Source organism: Sphingobacterium populi (assembly GCF_001586775.1).
GTDB lineage: Bacteria > Bacteroidota > Bacteroidia > Sphingobacteriales > Sphingobacteriaceae > Sphingobacterium > Sphingobacterium populi.
This window is the reverse complement of sequence record NZ_LQXS01000003.1, coordinates 315,629-337,800: the sequence shown is the minus strand read 5'-3', so window position 1 is coordinate 337,800 and position 22,172 is coordinate 315,629. Positions and strand designations below refer to the sequence as shown.

General features: G+C 42.4%; 15 protein-coding genes. 5 read left to right on the top strand and 10 right to left on the bottom strand.

Annotation, left to right across the window (positions count from 1 at the left end; translation table 11 throughout):
- The first annotated feature begins 41 nt into the window (after positions 1 to 41).
- The 3 genes from A0125_RS09270 to A0125_RS09260 are packed head-to-tail and all read left to right on the top strand — an operon-like array spanning position 42 to position 4,467.
- Positions 42 to 2,717, top strand: coding sequence for an FtsK/SpoIIIE family DNA translocase (locus A0125_RS09270; RefSeq protein WP_066754895.1), 2,676 nt, complete (start codon positions 42 to 44; stop codon positions 2,715 to 2,717).
- A 10-nt stretch (positions 2,718 to 2,727) separates the two neighbouring features.
- On the top strand, positions 2,728 to 3,387 hold the full coding sequence (locus A0125_RS09265) for a LolA family protein (protein ID WP_082784988.1): 660 nt from the start codon (positions 2,728 to 2,730) through the stop codon (positions 3,385 to 3,387).
- 39 nt (positions 3,388 to 3,426) lie between these two features.
- Positions 3,427 to 4,467 carry a LacI family DNA-binding transcriptional regulator gene (locus tag A0125_RS09260; RefSeq protein ID WP_066754891.1) on the top strand — a complete coding sequence of 347 codons (1,041 nt, stop codon included), beginning with the start codon at positions 3,427 to 3,429 and terminating at the stop codon, positions 4,465 to 4,467.
- Here the strand turns inward: A0125_RS09260 and A0125_RS09255 are convergent.
- Genes A0125_RS09255 through A0125_RS09245 form a run of 3 tightly spaced genes read right to left on the bottom strand, consistent with a single transcriptional unit; the run spans position 4,442 to position 8,047 of the window.
- The gene (locus tag A0125_RS09255) at positions 4,442 to 6,013 is read right to left on the bottom strand and encodes an MFS transporter (RefSeq protein ID WP_156472495.1); all 1,572 of its coding nucleotides are present in this window, start codon (positions 6,011 to 6,013) and stop codon (positions 4,442 to 4,444) included. The genes A0125_RS09260 and A0125_RS09255 overlap by 26 nt on opposite strands.
- A 14-nt stretch (positions 6,014 to 6,027) precedes the next feature.
- Positions 6,028 to 7,212 (bottom strand): mannonate dehydratase, encoded by a 1,185-nt coding sequence (uxuA, locus tag A0125_RS09250; protein ID WP_066754882.1) that lies wholly within the window; start codon positions 7,210 to 7,212, stop codon positions 6,028 to 6,030.
- Positions 7,213 to 7,225: 13 nt separating this feature from the next.
- Entirely contained in the window at positions 7,226 to 8,047 is an 822-nt protein-coding gene (locus tag A0125_RS09245) for an SDR family oxidoreductase (protein WP_066754881.1), read from the bottom strand.
- A gap of 174 nt (positions 8,048 to 8,221) precedes the next feature.
- Between A0125_RS09245 and A0125_RS09240 the strand changes: the two genes are divergently transcribed.
- Together A0125_RS09240 and A0125_RS09235 are read left to right on the top strand one after the other, a co-directional pair.
- Positions 8,222 to 9,211: a sugar kinase gene (locus A0125_RS09240; RefSeq protein WP_066754879.1), complete on the top strand. Its 990-nt coding sequence runs from the start codon at positions 8,222 to 8,224 to the stop codon at positions 9,209 to 9,211.
- Between the two features lie 18 nt (positions 9,212 to 9,229).
- Positions 9,230 to 9,874 carry a beta/alpha barrel domain-containing protein gene (locus A0125_RS09235; RefSeq protein WP_066754877.1) on the top strand — a complete coding sequence of 215 codons (645 nt, stop codon included), beginning with the start codon at positions 9,230 to 9,232 and terminating at the stop codon, positions 9,872 to 9,874.
- Between the two features lie 109 nt (positions 9,875 to 9,983).
- On the opposite strand, the gene rpoC is transcribed toward A0125_RS09235, so the two are convergent.
- The 7 genes from rpoC to A0125_RS09200 all read right to left on the bottom strand — a co-directional run bounded on the left by rpoC (position 9,984) and on the right by A0125_RS09200 (position 22,079).
- Positions 9,984 to 14,261, bottom strand: a complete 4,278-nt coding sequence (gene rpoC, locus A0125_RS09230) for a DNA-directed RNA polymerase subunit beta' (RefSeq protein ID WP_066754875.1) — start codon at positions 14,259 to 14,261, stop codon at positions 9,984 to 9,986.
- A gap of 69 nt (positions 14,262 to 14,330) precedes the next feature.
- Entirely contained in the window at positions 14,331 to 18,140 is a 3,810-nt protein-coding gene (gene rpoB, locus A0125_RS09225) for a DNA-directed RNA polymerase subunit beta (RefSeq protein WP_066754873.1), read from the bottom strand.
- A gap of 167 nt (positions 18,141 to 18,307) precedes the next feature.
- Positions 18,308 to 18,685 (bottom strand): 50S ribosomal protein L7/L12, encoded by a 378-nt coding sequence (gene rplL, locus A0125_RS09220; protein ID WP_066754872.1) that lies wholly within the window; start codon positions 18,683 to 18,685, stop codon positions 18,308 to 18,310.
- 75 nt (positions 18,686 to 18,760) lie between these two features.
- The gene (gene rplJ, locus A0125_RS09215; protein ID WP_066754871.1) at positions 18,761 to 19,279 is read right to left on the bottom strand and encodes a 50S ribosomal protein L10; all 519 of its coding nucleotides are present in this window, start codon (positions 19,277 to 19,279) and stop codon (positions 18,761 to 18,763) included.
- A 2-nt stretch (positions 19,280 to 19,281) separates the two neighbouring features.
- The gene (rplA, locus tag A0125_RS09210; RefSeq protein ID WP_066754870.1) at positions 19,282 to 19,980 is read right to left on the bottom strand and encodes a 50S ribosomal protein L1; all 699 of its coding nucleotides are present in this window, start codon (positions 19,978 to 19,980) and stop codon (positions 19,282 to 19,284) included.
- A 22-nt stretch (positions 19,981 to 20,002) separates the two neighbouring features.
- A complete protein-coding gene (gene rplK, locus A0125_RS09205; protein ID WP_066754869.1) occupies positions 20,003 to 20,446 on the bottom strand; it encodes a 50S ribosomal protein L11 in 444 nt (147 codons plus the stop codon).
- A gap of 169 nt (positions 20,447 to 20,615) precedes the next feature.
- Positions 20,616 to 22,079: a hypothetical protein gene (locus A0125_RS09200; protein WP_066754868.1), complete on the bottom strand. Its 1,464-nt coding sequence runs from the start codon at positions 22,077 to 22,079 to the stop codon at positions 20,616 to 20,618.
- Positions 22,080 to 22,172 lie beyond the last annotated feature (93 nt).

Here is a 22,172-nt window from a genome sequence, read left to right as displayed (position 1 = left end):
TATTTTTAGTAAGTTTGTAAAAGGCATAAATTGTCATCTACATGGCTAAAGGAAATACATTTAAAAGTGGAAGTGCATCTGGCAGTGGAGTTAGGGGCTCGAAGAGCACTTCCTCGTACACACCTAAGAAGACCACTCGCGCTTTCCGTAAAATAAACTTTACGGAAGGGCAGCAAAAGGTGATGAAGGTATTGGGATTATTCTTACTGATCACCTCCGGACTTTTTGCGGTAGCTTTTTTTTCATACCTGTTTACATGGAAGGCAGATCAGAGCTACATATATATTACTAATGGCGGTTGGAGTACATTATTCAGCACGTCGGAAGAGGTAATGGATGATGCACTAGAAATACCAATTATCGAGAATAAACTTGGAAAGTTTGGTGCATTATTAGCCAATCAGTTTATTTTCGAATGGTTTGGTATTGCCTCATTTCTGTTTATTCTCATTTTGTTTATAGTTGGATACCGGCTACTGTATCTTCGGGCTTTATTGCCCGTCGGCAAGACAATCTTGTATTCGCTTATTGCGATCATTTTCACCTCTCTTACACTTGGTTTCTTGCAGGACTTCATCACAGATACGCCACATATTCTAGAAGGCAAATTTGGCTATTGGACCAATCAAATTCTTGCTTTACAGATCGGAACGGCCGGAGTTGCGGGTATTTTGCTCTTTGTACTATTAGCCGCACTCATCCTGATTTATAACTACGATCTTAAAATTTCTTTTCAAAGCACTCGATCTACCGAAGATGAAGAATATGAAGAAGCAAATGAGGAAGACGAATACGCTACTGGCGACCGGCTAGAGCGACCATCAGCCAGCAATAGCTTTATGGAAGATCGGGCAATGCCCAAGGAGCGAATTGTACAACAGCCCAATCGTGATACCGCTACAAAGAATAACTTAGAACAACACCAACAGGAAAACCCGACATGGGAACCCGACACAAGCGCACCGAAGGAGAAAAATACCTTACGATCTGATGAAGGGCGCACCGCGATTTCTTTTGATGTGGTTGACACGCATACGCCAGAGCCGCACATTCCAGCGGTTAGCGAAGACGAAGCAATTACTCTTTCTGTAGAACCTGATCTGTCGGTAGAAACCGAGGAACCTGCTGAAGAGGAGCTTGCACTTACTGTAGAAGCCGTCAAAGAAGAGAAGGCGGTAGAGGCTAGTGATCTGGTTAAGCAATTTGGCGAGTACGACCCAAAGCTGGATCTATCAGGCTACCAACATCCTCCACTCGATTTGTTGAAAGATTATGGCACCGGAAAGATTACAATTAATCAGCAGGAGCTAGAAGCTAATAAAAACAAAATCGTAGACACTCTTCGCAATTATAGTATTGAGATTGAGCATATTAAGGCAACTATCGGACCGACAGTCACGCTGTACGAAATCATCCCGAAACCCGGAGTTAGAATTTCGCGGATCAAAAATCTGGAAGACGATATCGCGCTAAGCTTGGCGGCTTTAGGAATTCGAATCATTGCTCCAATGCCAGGGAAAGGTACGATTGGTATTGAAGTGCCAAATAGTAATCCAGAAATGGTGTCCATGAGATCCGTGATTGCTACCGAAAAATTCCAAAAAACAGACATGGATCTGCCCATAGCATTGGGAAAAACCATTTCTAATGAGGTGTACATTGCCGATCTGGCAAAAATGCCACACTTACTAGTCGCAGGAGCTACCGGACAAGGTAAATCGGTCGGGATCAATGCAATTTTGACCTCTCTACTATACAAACGTCATCCAGCAGAGCTAAAATTTGTATTGGTGGATCCCAAAAAGGTAGAACTTTCGTTGTTCAAGAAGATTGAACGCCATTTCTTAGCCAAATTACCGGGCGAGGATGATGCCATCATCACCGATACAAAAAAGGTAATCAATACCTTGAACTCCTTGTGTATCGAAATGGATCAACGCTACGACTTGTTGAAAAATGCGCATGTCCGCAATCTAAAAGAATATAATGCAAAGTTTGTAGGACGGCGATTAAACCCTGAAGAGGGTCACCGATTCTTACCATTTATAGTACTCATTGTGGATGAGTTTGCGGATTTGATGATGACAGCCGGCAAAGAGGTAGAAACGCCCATTGCACGATTAGCACAGTTGGCCCGTGCCGTAGGAATACATTTGGTAATCGCTACGCAACGCCCTTCAGTGAATATCATTACAGGTACCATCAAAGCCAACTTTCCGGCGCGTCTGGCATTCCGCGTATTATCTAAGGTGGATTCCAGAACGATTCTGGATTCGGGCGGTGCTGATCAGTTAATCGGGCGTGGAGATATGTTGCTGGCTACAGGGAGTGAGCTGATTCGTATTCAGTGTGCATTTGTAGACACACCTGAGGTAGATCAAGTATCGGATTTTATTGGTGGACAGCGTGGCTATCCTTCGGCGCATTACTTGCCAGAATACGTGGATGAAAATGGTGAAGGAAGTGGGTTAGCCGATTTTGATCTTTCGGATCGCGATGCACTTTTTGAAGATGCAGCACGATTAATTGTTATGCACCAACAAGGTTCAACATCGCTGATCCAGCGCAAGCTGAAGCTGGGCTATAATCGAGCTGGGCGAATCATCGATCAGCTAGAGGCAGCAGGCATCGTCGGTCAATTTGAAGGTAGCAAAGCACGTGAAGTGCTGTACCCGGATGAGTACTCCTTAGAACAGTATTTGGAGACTTTAAGATAAGATAGCGAGTATGAAAATCACATTTATTGCACGAATCATAGTTTTAGCACTGCTGTGCCTACCAATGATCGTTACCAAAGCGCAGACTAAAACGACCGCAGCCAAAACTATTTTGGATCAGGTGTCGAAAAAATACGATAGCTATCGCACTATCATGGCCGACTTCTCCTTTGAAGCGGCACAAGCGGATGGGCAGAAATACAATGATGCAGGATCATTGAAATTGGACAAAGCGGGTAATAAATATCGCATTCAACTCAATGCGCAAGAGATCATTAGTGATGGCAAATCGGTCTGGTCTATCTTGCCGGAAGACAAGGAAGTGCAAGTCAGCGAGGTGGACAACAGTGCGGAAACACTCGGCCCGCAAAACTTGTTTACATTTTACCGTACAGGCTACGATTATACAGCATTGGCCGATGAGCGAGTTGGCAAACAAGCGCTAAAAGCTATTCAGCTTACGCCGACCGACAAATCATCAAGCTATGCTAAAATAAAGCTGCGCATCAACGCTAACAATCATATACATGACATTAAGGTATTTGACAAGGCTGGTTCCAGCTATACCTATACAGTAAACGCATTGTATGTTAATCAGGCCATTCCGACAAATATCTTTACTTTCCAAAAAAATCAATTTAAAGACTTTGAGTTGGTAGATTTACGTTGATCTATAGCTGCAAAATAAGAGTTCTACTAAAGGAAAAACATGGGCAATATCACGTTAAAAGAGTTGGCAAAGATGCTAGGGCTATCCGTCTCATCGGTATCGAAAGCCCTCAATGATAGCCATGAAATCAGTGTAGAAACCAAACGAAAGGTGCAAGAACTGGCAGCTGCGCACCATTACCGTCCTAATATGTTTGGCAAGAGCCTGAAGACGGGCCGCACCAATACGGTAGCGATCATCATCCCGTATTTGGCCAACCCATTTCAGGCTCAGATTTTGGAAGGCGCCCATCAAGCAGCTTATAGCAATAATTATAAGTTGCTATTTATGCAAAGCCGAGAGGATGCTGACAAAGAGATCGAACTATTACAGTCGCTCTTGAGTCAGAATATTGATGGTATACTCATATCGCCTTCTGCCAATACGAGTGTCGAATTTTTGCAGGAAGTACATCAAGAGGTACCTATTGTATTGATTGATCGTATTGATTTTGATCTGGAAACTCACAAGATCGGCATAGACAACGAAAGAGGAGCCTTTGCAGCTACGCAACATCTAATCGACATGGGTCGAAACAAGATATTAGTACTAAATGGAAAAGATTTGGGTGTGACTCAAAAACGTACTGCCGGGCATAGAAGTGCTTTGATGGCTAATCAGATCCCTTTTTCGGACGATAATATCATCGAAGTCGATTATCAATTGCCACGCCCAGTGCTCGTGAGCAGTTTAAGAGATGCGCTACAAACCAAACTGGGATCTACACCACGACCTTTAGGAATATTGGGCAATACCGACATGCTCACACTAAGTACGCTCGGTATTCTATCCGATATGGGTATTCGTGTGCCCGAGGAAGTCGCCGTCATTGGTTTCTCCAATACAGAAGCTGCTGATTCTCTCAATCCGGCTCTTTCTACTGTGGTACAGCCGGCACTGGAAATGGGAAAACTAGGAATAGAGAAATTAGTAGAGATTATCCAGTGTAAAAACCGTTTTCAATTAGCAATGACGACAACCAAACTCGACCCAACGTTGGTTTTTCGGAAATCAACTATAATTCAACCTGCTTCATCCTAGGCACTAAGGTTTTCATGACAACCCATGCCAGTAAATAAGCCACTGCGCAAAACGAAAAGATAATCAGGTAACCGGTATTGATACCATTGCTAACTGCATTACCCGTAGATGCCAATTGACCCAGAAACTCTTCGATACTGATCACGCCATGTTGTTCCAAAAAGATTTTTTCTGTTTCCGTATTCTGAAATTGTGGAAACGCTTCCTGTAGCGAAGTCCCGTTGATGGTACTCCAATGTCTTTCCGAATAATCGAAGAGCATTCCGGAAGCCTTATTGATTAGGAAAGCTCCGATACCACCTGCCAAACCGCCAATACCGGTAACCGTAGCGATTGCGCGCTTAGGAAACATATCGCCGACGACGGAATAAAGATTTGCAGACCAAGATTGATGTGCTGCTGCTCCAATACCAATCAGTACTACAGGATACCAAAACGAAAGTTCGCCTAATGGCTGAGCAAAAAGTACGACCAAAGGAAAGAAAGCAAAGATCAGCATCGCTCGCATACGACCTGCGTAAGGATCCAACCCTAACCTATCTACGAAATACGTAGGTAACCATCCGCCTATGATCGATAACATCGTAATACTGTACAATACAAAAAGTGCTATTTGCCCGATGAAATCGGAAGATTTAATACCGTACACCGAACTAAGATACGCCGGCATCCAGAATAATAAGAACCACCATACACCGTCCGTCATGAATTTGCCTAGCGCATAAGCCCATGTTTGCCGATGTTTAAGACAGTTTGTAATCGTTACCTTTCGCTCTTCTACGATGACTTCTGGTTGCAAAACGCGTGTATCAGGTATTTCGTCTTGTTGAATATATGCCAACTCTTCGGCACTCACGTGGATATTATTCTCAGGTTTGTCATACATAAATATCCAGAAGCCCATCCATATAAATCCTAACGCTCCAATTATAATAAAGGCCATCTCCCAACCCAATATCTTGGCGATGTAAGGAATGGTTAGCGGAGCAGCCAAAGCGCCGATAGTGGTACCCGCATTGAATATACTGGTGGACAATGCCCGATCTTTCTTTGGGAAATATTCGGCCACTGTCTTTATGGCAGCGGGAAAGTTACCGGCTTCTCCGACCGCTAATACAAAGCGTGCAAAAATAAATAGAACAACACTGACGTTGACGACCCGGGAAAAATCGTGCACACGGCCAATAGCTTCCTTCGCGCCTTCGAACCCCACAAACCACTCGCCTGCCGTAATCCCAGCGGTAGCGATGCCACAAAATGCATGTAATATCGCTCCTACCGACCATACACCGATGGCCCAAAGAAATCCTTTTTTTGTACCAACCAGATCGACAAATCTGCCAGCTACCAACATACTTATAGCATAAAAGATGGCGAACAAGGCGGTAATATTGCCATAATCATTATTCGTCCAGTGAAATTCGGGAGCAATGAAATCCTTCCAAGTCAGAGACAGTACTTGCCTATCCAAATAATTGATAGTCGTTGCAAAAAATAATAATCCGCAAATAACCCATCTGTAGTTTCCTTTTACTTTGCTCCCCATTTTTTGTATTTGGTTTATGTATTGGTGTTTTTCTGTAATCTGCCGTAAATCAGGCCTTCTTCGAGCCCGCGTAACTCAGCCAGTCCGCGCAATCGACCGATCGCGGAATAACCAGGATTCGTTACCTTATGTAGATCATCTAACATCTGATGACCATGGTCTGGTCGAAAAGGGATAGGATTTGATCGTAGCTGGTTTTCTTCGATAAAAATAGCTAGAACCTGCGCCATATCGACATCTCCGCCAAGATGATCTGCTTCGTAAAAATTCCCTATTTCATCCTTCTTGACATTGCGGAAGTGTGCAAAATGTACACGATGTTTGATAGCTCTTGCTATCGCGGGCACATCGTTTGTCATTCCTGCGCCAAGCGATCCTGTACAAAAGCACACGCCATTGAATTCTTCATTTACGCCTTCAATAATCTTGACATAATCTTCTAGTCCAGAAGCAATTCGTGGTAATCCTAAGATGGGATACGGTGGATCATCCGGATGGATGGCCATTTTAATCCCCTCTTCTTCGCATACAGACTGTATTTCGCGCAAAAACCAAAGTAGGTTGTGTAATAGACCTTCGCGTCCGATCTCTTTGTACCGTATTAGGCTGTTTTGCAAATCTTCCAGCGTGATATCTTTCTCACTAGGAATACCCATAAGGATTACCCTTTTCAATGCCTCAACATCTTCGCTGCTATAGCTGGCAAACCGTTGCTTTGCTTCTGAGATCACCTCTGCGGGATAATCACGCTCTGCATCTTCGCGTTGGAAGATATGTAAATCGAAAGCTGCCAAATCAGCCCAATCAAAATACAACGCTTTTGCACCATTGGGCAATTCTAGATCTAACTTGGTGCGTGTCCAGTCCAGCACGGGCATAAAATTGTACGTCACCACGCGGATATCACAGGCTGCCAGATGGCGCAGTGTTTGTTTATAATTTTCGATAAAGCGGGCTGCATCATCACGCTTGGTTTTGATCGCTTCATGTACGGGTACACTTTCTACCACAGACCAAACGAGTCCAGAAGCTTCAATAATTCGTTTACGTTCTTGAATATCTGCTAATGGCCATACCTCACCGTGCGCGATATGATGTAAAGCGGTGACAATACCTGTGGCACCAGCTTGTTTCACATCTTGTAAACTTACTGGATCTTGCGGGCCATACCAGCGCCATGTTTGTTCAAATTTTTGCATATTATTCTTCTAATTATACACCAGACCACGCATTGAAACCTCCATCTACATATACAGTTTCACCATTTACAAATGCCGAAGCATCACTTAAAAGATACACCAACGTGCCATTCAGCTCGTCGGGATCTCCAAGTCTAGAAAATGGGGTTCCATTCACAAATTTTTGTGCACGCTCGGTGTAAGATCCATCCGCATTAGTCAGCAATGTTCTATTCTGTTCGGTCAAAAATACGCCGGGTGCAATCGCATTGACACGCAGCTGATCACCATAACGCAGAGCCAATTCAGAAGCCATCCATTTGGTGTAGCCTACTACGCCATTTTTGGCGACAGTATACCCTAAAACTCGACTAATGGCTTGACTGGAAGACAATGAAGCAATGTTGATAATACTTCCTCGACCCTGCGCGGCCATTACTTTTCCAAACACGTGTGTAGGAATGATTGTACCAAAGAGATTTAGCTCCACGGCCTTCAGTGTGTCTTGTATATTTGCTTCGAAGATATCCTGATCAGGGCCAATGGTAGCTCCGGGAATGTTGCCACCTGCAGCATTAACTAATCCATCAATGGTATCCCACTGCTCCAAGATCGCGTCTTTGGCATGCTGCATAGATTTTTCGTCGAGCACGTCTGCTACGATCATCATGCCTTCGGCCCCAAAGCTTTTTACCAGCGCTACGCGCTCTGTAGCACGTGCTTCATTGCGGCCAATAATCACTACTTTGGCTCCGGCCTGAGCCAGTGCCGAAACAAAACTTTTCCCGAGAACTCCGGTCGCACCGGTTACGACAATAACTTTGCCCGCGAGGGAAAACTTATCCAATATGCTCATGTGGTTTATTTAGCGTTTATAACAAATTCAATATTATCAAATTAAGTCGGCTCTCGAAAGGATTAGTTACGCTAACGTTTGCGAGAAAATCCAATAACAATTCTGGCCTTTCTTAAAAAAGAAACTGTACATTAGAAGGATTACTACATAACCAATAAAGTAATTACTATTTCAATGAAGAAAGTGCTATGTTTTGGAGAGATTCTCTTACGCCTGCAAGCCGTAGGCAATAGTTTCTTTGAAAAAGACAATAATCAACTACAGGTATTTCCTGGTGGATCAGAAGCCAATGTAGCAAGCGGTTTATCGCAAATGGGTACACCTACAGCCTATTGTAGCGCATTTCCAGACCATTTACTAAGTCAGGAAATTCAAGAGCAGTTACAAGGATTGGGAATTGACACAAGCAAAAGTCTGCGCTTTGGCGATAGAATCGGCACTTACATCTTACTTTCAGCGAATGGATTGAGTAAAGGTGAGGTCATTTATGATCGACGCTACTCGAGCTTCAGTCAGCTCACCTTAGAAGATATCGATTTCGATCAGTTGTTTGAGGATATTGATTGGTTTCACTGGACGGCCTTGTCCCCAGCGCTAAATGAAAATGTAGCCGAACTTATCGAACCGATCCTTAAAGAAGCTAAAAAACGAAATATCATTATTTCCGTAGATCTTAACTATCGGAACAAACTGTGGCAGTATGGGAAAGATCCGATCGAGATCATGCCTGACTTGGTGGCTCACTGTGATGTGGTCATGGGCAATATCTGGGCAGCCAATAAAATGTTGGGAACGAGTGTAGATGATCAACTGGATAGGCAAACCTCTTCTGCTACATATTTCGAAGCCGCAAAACAATCTGCTTCTGAAATTTTCGCGCTATTCCCTTCAGTAAAGCATGTCGCCAATACTTTCCGCTTTATGGACAATCCGCAGCACAATCTTTTCTATGGTACGTATCACACGCGCACAGAAAATGTAGTATCGACGATCTATGAAACCAATGAGGTAGTAGATCGTATTGGTAGTGGCGATGCATTTATGGCTGGATTCATTCACGGCCTGAAAAGCCAATCCCCTGCTCAGCAAGTAGTGGATATAGCTACGGGAGCTGGTTATCATAAGTTGTTTGTATCTGGTGATCTTGGAAACGGAAAATATTAATTTTTACTACTTTATAAAATGAATAAGTTACTTACTCGTATACAACAGTCTCCTGCTATTCCAGTTTATTATCATGATGATGTACAGACTTGTATAGCGGTTTTGACCGCTTGTTATCAAGGTGGTATTCGCGTATTTGAATTTGTGAATCGTGGTACACAGGCAAAAGCAAACTTTGAAGAGATGCTAGCCTACAAGCAAGCGCATTTCCCAGATATGGCACTGGGTATTGGTACCATTAAGACAGCACAAGAAGCAAAAACTTTTTTGGCATTGGGCGCCGAATTTATTGTAAGTCCTATCGTATCGCCAGAGATCGCGCAAGAAACGATTGCCAAAGGTTATCCATGGATACCTGGTTGTATGACTCCCTCTGAGATTGCGTTAGCAGAGTCTTTGGGTGCTTCGCTCGTTAAACTTTTCCCGGGAGATGTGCTCGGTGCAAAATTCGTAAAAGCAATAAAACCATTATTCCCTAAATTGCATTTCATGCCGACCGGTGGTGTGGATGTGAGCCAAGAGAACATTGAAAATTGGTTTAATGCAGGCGTATTTTCGGTCGGCTTAGGTTCCAAACTATTTCAAAAACCTGATACGGATGAGGTAGGTTATCAATGGCTGACTGACCGCGTTCAAACTTTGATGACCTTTGTAAAAAGGTAGTAAGCTATCCGCCTATGAGCTGGCGAAAGGCTTGTTTAAAAAATAAAGGCCGTGCGAAGATTTCGCACGGCCTTACTAATTTATAATTACAAAATTCTAAAGAAGAAGACTAGTCTTCTTCTTTAGATGCTAATAGCTGATCGTATTCTTCGCGAGAACCGACGATGATATTGCTGTACTGACGTAAACCTGTACCGGAAGGGATTAAGTGACCTACGATAACATTTTCTTTCAATCCTAACAAATCATCGCGTTTACCTGCGATAGCTGCCTCATTCAACACTTTCGTAGTTTCCTGGAAGGAAGCTGCTGAGATGAATGATTTAGTACCCAAGGATGCACGCGTAATACCTTGCAACAATGGACTCGAAGTTGCTGGAATAGCGTCGCGCACTTCTACCAACTTCATATCCTGACGTTTCAATGATGAGTTTTCTTCACGTAGCTTACGCAACGTAACGATCTGCCCCGGACGTAAGCTCTTAGAATCACCAGCCTCAACGACTACCTTTTTATCATATAAGGAGTCATTTTCTTCCATGAAATCCCATTTGCTAACGGCTTCTTTTTCTAAGAAACGAGTATCTCCTGGATCTTCTATATTGACCTTCTGCATCATCTGGTGAACGATTGTCTCAAAGTGCTTATCGTTGATCTTCACCCCTTGCAAGCGGTAAACTTCTTGTATACCATTCACTATGTACTCTTGCACTGCAGATGGACCTTTGATTGACAAGATATCTCCAGGAGAGATCTGTCCATCAGAAAGTGGCATACCTGCTTTGATAAAGTCATTATCCTGTACCAAGATATGTTTAGACAATGGTACTAGATATTTCTTCACTTGACCGTCGCGTGATTCGATAGACACCTCGCGGTTACCACGTTTCACACCGCCCAATGTAACGACACCGTCGATCTCTGTTACAACAGCTGGATTAGATGGATTACGTGCTTCGAAAAGCTCAGTAACACGTGGAAGACCACCTGTAATATCTCGTGTTTTTCCGGTCGAACGAGGTATCTTTACTAAGATTGCTCCATCTTTCACTTTCTGTCCATTAGATACAGAAACGTGTGCGCCTACTGGAATGTTGTACGAACGAATGATTTCGCCTTTGGTATCTAAGATCTTGATCGTCGGGTTTTTCGTTTTATCACGAGTTTCGATGATCACTTTCTCTTTGTGTCCAGTTTGCTCGTCCGACTCTTCACGGAAAGTAACACCTTCTATGATTGCATCAAACTCTACTTTACCAGCAAACTCGGAGATAATAACCGCATTATATGGATCCCAGTCAACTAATTTCTGACCTTTCTCTACCGTGTCTCCTTCTTTTACAAATAAGCTAGATCCGTAAGGGATAACTTGTTGGTATACGACACGTCTTTCGGCATTCAAGATTTTAATCTCTCCTGAACGACCTAGTACGACATCGTATTTACCATCATCACCTTCTTTTTCAACGGTACGTAAGTTTTCAAATTCAACAATACCTTCGTACTTAGCTATGATTGCAGAGTCAGAAGCAATGTTGGAAGCTGTACCACCCACGTGGAATGTACGAAGTGTCAACTGTGTACCCGGCTCACCGATAGACTGCGCAGCAATAACTCCGACAGCTTCACCTTTTTGAACACGTTTACCAGAAGCCAAGTTACGACCATAACAACAAGCACAAACACCACGCTTAGCTTCACAAGTCAATACCGAACGGATTTCGATGCCTTCAATTCCAGCATTTTCAATCTCTTCTGCAATTTCTTCAGTGATATCCTCATTAGCGGCCACAATCACTTGATTCGTTTCAGGATGTATCACATCGTTTAATGGAGTACGACCTAAAATACGATCGAATAATGGCTCGATGATATCATCATTGTCTTTCAATGCTGTGGTATAGATACCGCGTAACGTTCCACAATCCTGATCTACGACGATCATATCTTGTGCTACGTCATGCAGACGACGTGTTAAGTAACCCGCATCGGCCGTTTTAAGGGCCGTATCCGCCAAACCTTTACGCGCACCGTGGGTAGAGATAAAGTATTCGAGTACGGATAGTCCTTCTTTGAAGTTAGACAAAATTGGGTTTTCGATGATTTCTCCTCCTGAAGTACCCGACTTCTGAGGTTTGGCCATCAAACCACGCATACCACATAACTGACGAATTTGCTCTTTGGAACCACGTGCACCAGAATCCAACATCATGTAAACAGAGTTGAAGCCTTGATTATCGTTAGACAAGATGTCCATCACGTGTGCCGTCAAGCGATTGTTGATACGAGTCCAAATATCAATGATTTGGTTATAACGTTCGTTGTTTGTAATGAAACCCATATTATAGTTGTTCATTACTTCTTCAACTTCATTAGTAGCTTGATCGATCAAATCGGTTTTCGCAGCAGGAATATTCAAATCCTGCAAGTTAAACGAAAGACCTCCTTTGAAGGCGGTTTGGAAACCGAGCTCCTTCATATCATCTAAGAATTTCGCAGCGCGAGCCATACCGGTGTTCTTTACGATTTCACCGATGACATTACGCAACGATTTCTTAGTCAACAAATCGTTGATATAACCTACTTCTTCTGGTACGATCTGGTTAAAGATGACACGACCAACTGTAGTTTCAATGACTTGTTGCTCGAAGTTTCCTTCTTTAGTTTTAACTTGTGTTTTCACCTTAATGAAAGAGTGCAAGTCAACCTGCTGCTCGTTCAAGGCAATGATCACCTCTTCAGCAGAATAGAATACGCTTCCCTCCCCTTTCATACGACGAGATTCGTCTGTTTTACGGCCTTTAGTAATGTAGTAAAGACCCAATACCATATCCTGAGATGGAACCGTCACCGGTGAACCATTCGCAGGGTTTAAGATATTGTGTGCTGCCAACATCAAGATTTGGGCTTCCAAAATTGCCGCATTACCTAGTGGTAAATGGACTGCCATCTGGTCACCATCAAAATCGGCGTTGAAAGCCGTACATACTAATGGGTGTAATTGAATCGCTTTACCTTCTACCAACGTTGGTTGGAATGCTTGGATACCCAAACGGTGAAGCGTAGGTGCACGGTTTAATAATACTGGGTGACCTTTCAATACATTCTCCAAGATATCCCAAACGACTGGATCTTTACGATCAACAATTTTCTTCGCAGATTTAACTGTTTTCACGATACCGCGCTCGATCATCTTACGGATGATAAACGGCTTGTATAGCTCCGCAGCCATGTCTTTAGGAAGACCACATTCGTGTAATTTCAAGTGTGGACCTACGACGATAACCGAACGAGCCGAATAATCCACACGCTTACCTAGTAAGTTTTGACGGAAACGACCTTGCTTACCTTTCAAGATATCTGAAAGAGATTTCAAGGCACGGTTACCTTCGGTTTTTACCGCGTTTACTTTACGAGAGTTATCGAACAAGGAATCTACCGCTTCTTGAAGCATACGCTTTTCGTTACGCAAGATCACCTCTGGCGCTTTGATCTCGATCAAGCGTTTCAAACGGTTGTTACGGATGATTACACGACGGTACAAGTCATTCAAATCGGAAGTCGCGAAACGACCTCCATCCAAAGGCACTAATGGGCGCAACTCTGGCGGAATGATAGGTACGATTTTCACGATCATCCATTCTGGACGATTTTCGATGCGTGTGTTTGCACCACGGAAAGCTTCTACTACGTGAAGGCGTTTCAAGGCCTCATTTTTACGTTGTTGAGAAGTTTCGTTAGCAGCTTGGTGACGTAAATCGTATGACAATTGATCAAGGTCAAGACGTTTTAGTAATTCTTCTAAAGCGTCAGCACCCATTTTAGCCACAAATTTTTGTGGATCATTGTCATCTAAATATTGGTTTTCTTTTGGTAAAGTATCTAGGATATCTAGGTACTCTTCTTCTGTTAAGAAATCCATGTAAGACAGACCATCATCTTCTTTGATACCGGCTTGGATCACCACATATCTTTCGTAGTAGATGATCATATCCAATTTCTTGGTTGGAAGACCTAATAGGTAACCGATTTTGTTTGGCAAAGAGCGGAAGTACCAAATGTGTGCCACAGGAACCACCAAGTTGATGTGGCCCATACGCTCACGACGTACTTTTTTCTCCGTTACTTCTACACCACAACGGTCACACACGATACCTTTGTAACGGATACGCTTGTACTTACCACAGTGACATTCGTAATCCTTTACCGGACCGAAGATACGCTCACAGAATAATCCATCGCGTTCCGGCTTGTAGGTACGATAGTTAATCGTTTCCGGCTTAGTTACTTCACCGCTAGAACGCTCCAAGATAGTTTCTGGAGAAGCTAAGCTGATCGTAATCGACGTGAAGTTACTTTTGATTTTATTATCTTTTTTATAAGACATACGTTGTATAACTTAAAAGCTGTATGTAAAGTTTGGGAAGCTCGCACCTCCCAAACTCAAATTACTTGATTAATCTAATGTGATATCCAAACCTAAACCACGTAGCTCATGAACCAATACGTTGAATGATTCTGGCACAGATGGTGTTGGTAAGTTGTTACCTTTTACGATCGCCTCATAGGTTTTCGCACGGCCAATCACATCATCGGATTTCACGGTTAAGATCTCTTGTAGGATATTAGATGCACCAAATGCCTCTAGTGCCCAAACCTCCATCTCACCAAAACGCTGACCACCGAACTGGGCTTTACCACCCAAAGGTTGTTGTGTAATCAACGAGTAAGGTCCGATCGAACGTGCGTGCATCTTATCGTCTACCATGTGACCTAATTTCAACATGTAAATCACACCTACCGTTGTTGGTTGGTCAAAGCGCTCACCTGTAAGACCGTTGTACAAGTACGTACGACCCGATGCAGGAAGATCTGCTTTTTGTACCCACTCTTCTACTTGTCCCATTTCGGCACCATCAAAGATTGGCGTGGCGAACTTCATGCCCAGTTTCTGACCTGCCCATCCAAGAACAGTTTCATAAATCTGACCCAAGTTCATACGAGAAGGTACACCTAATGGATTCAATACGATATCCACTGGAGTTCCGTCTGCCAAGAAAGGCATATCCTCATCACGTACGATACGTGCTACGATACCTTTGTTACCGTGACGACCAGCCATCTTATCACCGACTTTCAACTTACGTTTTTTAGCGACATAAACTTTGGCCATTTGAACGATACCTGATGGTAACTCATCACCAACAGATACGGCAAACTTATCGCGTTTGAACGCACCTAACTCTTCATTGAACTTGATGCCGTAGTTGTGCAATGCAATTTTGATCGCATCGTTTTTATCCTCATCAGTAGTCCAACCAGCTGGATTTACGTTTGCGTAATCCAGGTCGGTCAGGATTTTCTGCGTGAACTTCGCTCCTTTAGCAACTAATAGTTCCTTGTACACGTTGTAGATTCCTTGGCTAGTTTTACCATTCACGATTGTGAACAATTTATCGACCAAACGCTCTTTCAATACGCGAAGGTTTTTCTCGTGCGTCGTTTCCAATTTCTCCAATGCTTTTCTTTCCACGTCTTTCGACATTTTCTTCGCACGGGAGAACAACTTCGTATCAATTACCACACCTTTGATTGATGGTGGCGTTTTCAATGAAGCATCTTTCACGTCGCCAGCTTTATCACCGAAGATTGCACGAAGCAATTTCTCCTCAGGTGAAGGATCAGATTCTCCTTTTGGTGTAATCTTACCGATCAAGATATCGCCTTCTACTACTTCAGCACCGATACGGATGATACCGTTTTCGTCCAAATCTTTAGTAGCTTCTTCGGATACGTTAGGGATGTCTGAAGTTAATTCTTCTTCACCACGCTTGGTATCACGAACTTCTAATTCAAACTCTTCGATATGCAATGAGGTAAAGATATCCTGAGATACTACACGCTCTGAAATTACGATCGCATCCTCAAAGTTGTATCCCTGCCAAGGCATGAATGCTACTTTCAAGTTACGTCCTAATGCCAACTCACCATCTTCTGTTGCATAACCTTCACACAATACCTGTCCTTTTACGACTTTCTCGCCTTTAATAACGATAGGTTTTAAGTTGATACACGTATTTTGGTTGGTTTTCTTGAATTTGATTAATTTATATGTTTTGACATCGTCATCGAATGATACCAAACGATCTGCATCCGTACGTTCGTAACGGATCTGGATCTCTTGTGCATCTACGTATTCTACGACACCATTTCCTTCTGCATTGATCAATGTACGAGAATCAGAAGCCACACGGCCTTCTAGTCCTGTACCTACAATCGGTGCTTGCGGACGCAACAATGGCACCGCTTGGCGTTGCATGTTGGATCCCATTAAGGCACGGTTGGCATCATCATGCTCTAAGAAAGGAATCAAGGAAGCTGCAATCGATGTAATCTGATTTGGCGCAACGTCCATATAATCTAATTTCTCAGGCTCGATAATCGGGAAGTCACCCTCGTATCTTGCTTTTACTTTAGCATCTTCGAAGTTACCTTTATCGTCATAGATGGCATTCGCTTGTGCGATGGTTTTACCATCTTCATCTTCTGCAGATAAATAAACTACTGGTTTGTCAACAACGACTTTACCATCATCTACCTTACGATAAGGTGTTTCGATAAAACCAAGGTTATTGATTTTCGCGTGTACTGCTAAAGATGAAATCAAACCAATGTTTGGTCCCTCTGGAGTTTCGATTGTACACAGACGACCGTAGTGCGTATAGTGAACGTCACGAACCTCGAAACCTGCACGTTCACGAGATAGACCACCTGGACCTAACGCTGATAAACGACGCTTGTGTGTGATCTCTGCTAATGGATTGGTTTGATCCATGAACTGAGATAACTGGTTGGTTCCGAAGAAAGAATTGATTACGGACGATAAAGTACGTGCATTAATCAAATCTGTCGGTGTAAACACCTCGTTATCACGAATGTTCATACGCTCACGAATAGTACGTGCCATACGAGCCAAACCTACTCCAAATTGTGCGTACAATTGCTCACCGACGGTACGAACACGACGGTTAGACAAGTGGTCAATATCATCGACTTCTGCTTTGGAGTTGATCAAGTTGATCAAGTATTTAACGATCGCGATGATATCTTCGCGCGTCAATACTTTGGTATCTGATTCAGTAGATAAGCCTAACTTACGATTAATACGGTAGCGACCTACATCTCCTAAGTCATAACGCTTGTCTGAGAAGAATAAGCGATCGATAATACCACGCGCTGTTTCCTCATCAGGTGGTTCTGCGTTACGCAATTGGCGATAGATGTGCTCCACCGCTTCCTTCTCGGAGTTAGAGGTATCTTTCTGTAATGTGTTATATATAATAGAATAATCCGCATTGTTGGATTCATCGTCTTTCGCTAAGATAATCGACTTAACGCCAGCATCGATGATCATCTCAATGTGATCCTCTTCTAGTACGGTTTCACGTTCAAGGATGATTTCGTTACGATCGATAGATACTACTTCACCAGTATCTTCATCTACGAAATCTTCTATCCATTTCTTCAATACCCTAGCCGCCAAACGACGACCGACGTATTTTTTAAGACCCGACTTACTTACTTTAACTTCATCAGCCAAGTCGAACAATTCAAGGATATCTTTATCCGAATCGAATCCGATGGCCCGTAATAAAGTGGTAACCGGGAATTTTTTCTTCCGATCGATATAAGCATACATGACGTTGTTTACGTCCGTTGCGAATTCGATCCAAGATCCTTTAAAAGGAATTACCCTAGCAGAATAAAGTTTTGTTCCATTTGTGTGTCTACTCTGACCGAAGAATACGCCAGGTGAGCGGTGTAGTTGGGATACAATAACCCGTTCCGCACCATTGATTACGAAAGTACCTTTTGGTGTCATGTACGGAATAGTACCTAAGTACACGTCCTGTACAATTGTCTCGAAATCTTCGTGCTCTTCGTCGTTACAAGATAACTTTAGCTTTGCTTTTAGAGGTACACTGTACGTTAAGCCACGCTCGATACACTCTTGGATATCGTAACGCGGTGGATCTATGAAATAGTCCAAAAACTCTAGCACAAAAATGTTTCTTGAATCAGAAATAGGGAAGTTTTCGGCGAAAACCTGATAAAGCCCTTCCTGATGGCGGTCGTCAGAAGTAGTTTCTAGTTGAAAAAACTCCCTGAAAGATTCTAATTGCACGTCCAAGAAATCAGGATAATCAATTACCTTCTTACTTGTAGCAAAATTCACTCTTTCTTTTTGAATATTGTTGTTTGCCAAGGGAATAAGATTTTAGTTTTAATAAACTGCGCTAACATGCTTGTTGAAAACCTGAAAATCGATGCGTCAACAACACCACATCGAGGGGTAAATAGTATAAACAGGGAAAGACTCTGATAGAAAATCCATCAGAGTCTATACCTTAAAGGTGCTTTACGCAGGAGAGATTACTTAACCTCAACTACTGCTCCAGCTTCTTCTAATTGTTTTTTCAAAGCTTCAGCTTCGTCTTTAGAAACACCAGTTTTCAATTCTTTAGGTGCACCGTCAACTAGATCTTTTGCTTCTTTCAAACCTAGACCAGCTAAGTCTTTTACCAATTTAACTACTGCCAATTTTTGACCACCAGCTTCTTTCAAGATAACATCAAAAGATGTTTTCTCTTCAGCAGCAGCAGCACCACCGTCAGCAGAACCCGCAGCAACAGCAACTGCAGCAGCAGCTGGTTCGATACCGTACTCGTCTTTTAAGATATCAGCTAGTTCTTTAACTTCTTTTACCGTTAAGTTTACTAGTTGTTCAGCAAGTTGTTTTAAATCTGCCATTTTATTTTGATTTTTTGAATGTACTAAATGAATATTGTTAATTTAAATTTTAACGAACGTTTATTAGAGGGTTCGTTAGCCTCTTTCTTCTAAAGCTTTAAGCAATCCTGAAACTGTATTCCCGCCAGATTGTAGTGCAGAAATAACGTTTTTCGCTGGAGATTGAAGTAGAGCAATAACGTCTGCGATCAACTCGTCTTTCGATTTTAGGTTCACCAAAGCATCTAGCTGAGAGTCGCCAATGAAAGCTGTTTCTTGAATGTAAGCCGCTTTCAACAAGGGCTTATCACCTTCTTTACGCAATTGTTTGATCAATTTCGCAGGACCGTTACCAGTCTCTGAGAACATCATAGTAGATGCTCCTTTTAATACGCTAAAGATCTCTTCTGAATCTACTCCTGCTTCTAATAACGCTTTCTTGATCAAAGTATTTTTCACTACTTGAACCTCGATACCGCTTTCGAAACATTTGCGACGGATTTTACTCACTTTTTCTACAGACAAATCAGCTGTGTCAGCAATGTAAAAATTGCCGTAGGATTTAATCTGCTCTGCCAAAGCTTGAACAATTTCTTGTTTTTCTTCTTTTCTCATGATTAAATACCCGCTACTGATTTAGTCTCGATATGAATACCAGGACTCATAGTCGATGAAATGTGAATACTTTTGAAGTATGTACCTTTCGCTGCAGATGGTTTAAGGCGTGAAAGTGTTTGCAACACTTCTAACGCGTTATCATAAATCTTGTCTGCATCGAATGACACTTTTCCAACTGAAGTGTGGATAATACCTGTTTTGTCGACTTTGAAATCAATCTTACCGCCTTTTACGTCAGTTACTGCTTTACCTACTTCTGTAGTAACAGTACCTGTCTTAGGGTTAGGCATCAAGTTTCTCGGACCTAAAATACGGCCCAATTTACCCACTTTTGCCATTACACTAGGCATAGTAATAATGATGTCAACGTCTGTCCATCCACCTTCGATCTTGCTGATGTAATCATCAAGACCTACATAGTCTGCACCTGCTGCTTTAGCTTCTTCTTCCTTATCAGGAGTACACAATACTAAAACGCGAACAGTTTTACCTGTTCCGTGAGGTAACGTTGCAATACCACGAACCATTTGATTCGCTTTACGAGGATCTACGCCCAAACGAACGTCGATATCCACAGAAGCATCAAACTTAGTCGTTGTAATTTCTTTTACCAAAGCCGCAGCTTCTTTCAAAGAATACGCTTTACCAGCTTCAATTTTGGATAGTGCCGCTTTTTGATTTTTTGTTAATCTAGCCACTTTCTTAAACTGATTTCGTTAATTAATTGTTCCAAGGAGCGTCACCTGATACAGTGATACCCATACTGCGCGCCGTACCTGCAACCATTCTCATAGCTGACTCTACAGTAAACGCATTCAAATCTGGCATTTTATCTTCTGCAATCTGCTTTACCTGATCCCAAGTAACCGAAGCTACTTTTTTACGGTTAGGCTCACCAGATCCACTCTTGATTTTGGTAGCGTCTTTCAACTGTACCGCAACCGGAGGAGTTTTGATGATAAAATCAAAAGATTTGTCCGTGTAAACTGTAATGACAACTGGTAGAACTTGACCAGGCTTGTCTTGCGTACGAGCATTGAACTGCTTACAGAAATCCATAATGTTCACCCCTTTAGCACCTAAAGCAGGTCCTACTGGAGGTGATGGATTAGCCGCACCGCCCTTTACTTGTAATTTTACTAACGCACCGACTTCTTTTGCCATTTCGTTATAAATTTAATATTTGTAAATGTTTGTTAGTAAGTGGAAGCTATACTGTAACATTTATTCGTAAGGCACAAAACAAGTCTTGCAACCAAACGAGGTGCAAAGATATATAATATACCAACACAAACAAAATGAATTGTAAAAAATTGATTTGTAACCTATTGATTTAGAACTGCACTTCGACCTGATCGTCCCACTCTTCATTAATATCGATCTGAAAACCGGTATCAAAAGGCAGTGACCCGAGTAACTCTCCTCTAAAAACTATTTGTACATTATTTCTAGCGAGTGCCGCAACATCCAAAGTCCGTAACAATTCACCAGATGCCCCATAAATAAGTAACTGATAATCTAGATTCACAGGATTATCTACCCGACCTATAAATTGATTAAAATGCAACTCTTTGCTTAGACCAAAGTTGGGGTGCAGTTCAATTTCTGATTGATCTAGTACAGGATTCATCATTTGTAGATTAAAAGGCGCATAGAAAAATGGCTCACCTTTGCGAACTACAACTACACGATCTACGATAGATAAATCCTGAGCATCTGTGAATTGAAATTTTATTTGACTGAAATACCGATCAAGCCGCACAGATTCTTGCATATTCTGATTAATGAAAATAGAGCGCTCTGCACCAAAGACCTCGCCTTTGTAAGCAGAAAAACGATTACTCATAAAATAAGTACTGGCCGAAGACACAAGTGGGGGCAATATTAAATTAGAGTGAGTATTATTTCTGACGAATGAAAATTGGTATGTACCATGCGGTAAATCCATAGAAGCAACCAGCATGCCTGCACTATAATCTTGCACAACCGACGACACCAGATTACCATTTTCTTGATCAAAAGCATAAATGCGTAATTGTTCGCCTTCAGATGGTTCCGCATTTCTCAGTACTCCACGAAGTCGAAAATTATCTAATCTTAAAGCACCCGTATTTTCATTGTACGCACTACCCGACCCTCGCTCACCAGCAGCCATCTCTAAACGCAAACGGATATGCTCATGCCCATCCAATACCATGTCACTCAAATCATATGTAAAGGTATTACGAGCTTGACTTGTAAGAAAATTTGAAAATTGATTACCCATTTGCAGCACACGCCAATCCTCATTATCAAAGCTATAGTACAGATCAAAGGCTTTGGGTCCAGTGGCTGACGAGCTGACATCAAACCCCAACATTTCAAAGGAAGCAACTACTTGGACAGGCAATTCAAATACTATATCCTTAGCGCCTACAATTGATAATGCACGGCCACCAATATAATCGCCATACGGCCATCCTGCAGCAAAACCAGATGGAACTAGCCCGTCATTGTACGTGATCTGGGCACTAGGCTGAACGGCAATATCAGCTTGGAGCGTTTCATTGTTAAATGACCAAAAATAGAGATACTGCACATCAGCATTCAATTTTTGAATTTTCGTTGGCAAAACCGCGGCGGCGCCATTGGGTAGCGAGTTAGCCCACGCTGGATCTTGAACATTAAAATTGACCGTGAACACTTCACCGCTATCATCTCCATGCTGGCGCGGATCCTTCTGGCAGCAGGTAAGTAATAAAACCGTAAAAACGAAACTCCAATACCTAATTGAATGCAAAATTGACCTATAGTACATAATGTATAAGATTAATACGTATGCAAAATAGCCATCAATTTTCGTTAAAAGAAAATTGATGGCTATTTAAGTAAACAACGGTCTACAGAAGTA

Bases quoted from the DNA above. Each gene is read 5' to 3' on its own strand.
- A0125_RS09270 (WP_066754895.1), top strand. From the start codon at position 42: ATGGCTAAAGGAAATACATTTAAAAGTGGAAGTGCATCTGGCAGTGGA.
- A0125_RS09265 (WP_082784988.1), top strand. From the start codon at position 2,728: ATGAAAATCACATTTATTGCACGAATCATAGTTTTAGCACTGCTGTGC.
- A0125_RS09260 (WP_066754891.1), top strand. From the start codon at position 3,427: ATGGGCAATATCACGTTAAAAGAGTTGGCAAAGATGCTAGGGCTATCC.
- A0125_RS09255 (WP_156472495.1), bottom strand. From the start codon at position 6,013: ATGGGGAGCAAAGTAAAAGGAAACTACAGATGGGTTATTTGCGGATTA.
- uxuA (WP_066754882.1), bottom strand. From the start codon at position 7,212: ATGCAAAAATTTGAACAAACATGGCGCTGGTATGGCCCGCAAGATCCA.
- A0125_RS09245 (WP_066754881.1), bottom strand. From the start codon at position 8,047: ATGAGCATATTGGATAAGTTTTCCCTCGCGGGCAAAGTTATTGTCGTA.
- A0125_RS09240 (WP_066754879.1), top strand. From the start codon at position 8,222: ATGAAGAAAGTGCTATGTTTTGGAGAGATTCTCTTACGCCTGCAAGCC.
- A0125_RS09235 (WP_066754877.1), top strand. From the start codon at position 9,230: ATGAATAAGTTACTTACTCGTATACAACAGTCTCCTGCTATTCCAGTT.
- rpoC (WP_066754875.1), bottom strand. From the start codon at position 14,261: ATGTCTTATAAAAAAGATAATAAAATCAAAAGTAACTTCACGTCGATT.
- rplL (WP_066754872.1), bottom strand. From the start codon at position 18,685: ATGGCAGATTTAAAACAACTTGCTGAACAACTAGTAAACTTAACGGTA.
- rplJ (WP_066754871.1), bottom strand. From the start codon at position 19,279: ATGAGAAAAGAAGAAAAACAAGAAATTGTTCAAGCTTTGGCAGAGCAG.
- rplK (WP_066754869.1), bottom strand. From the start codon at position 20,446: ATGGCAAAAGAAGTCGGTGCGTTAGTAAAATTACAAGTAAAGGGCGGT.
- A0125_RS09200 (WP_066754868.1), bottom strand. From the start codon at position 22,079: ATGTACTATAGGTCAATTTTGCATTCAATTAGGTATTGGAGTTTCGTT.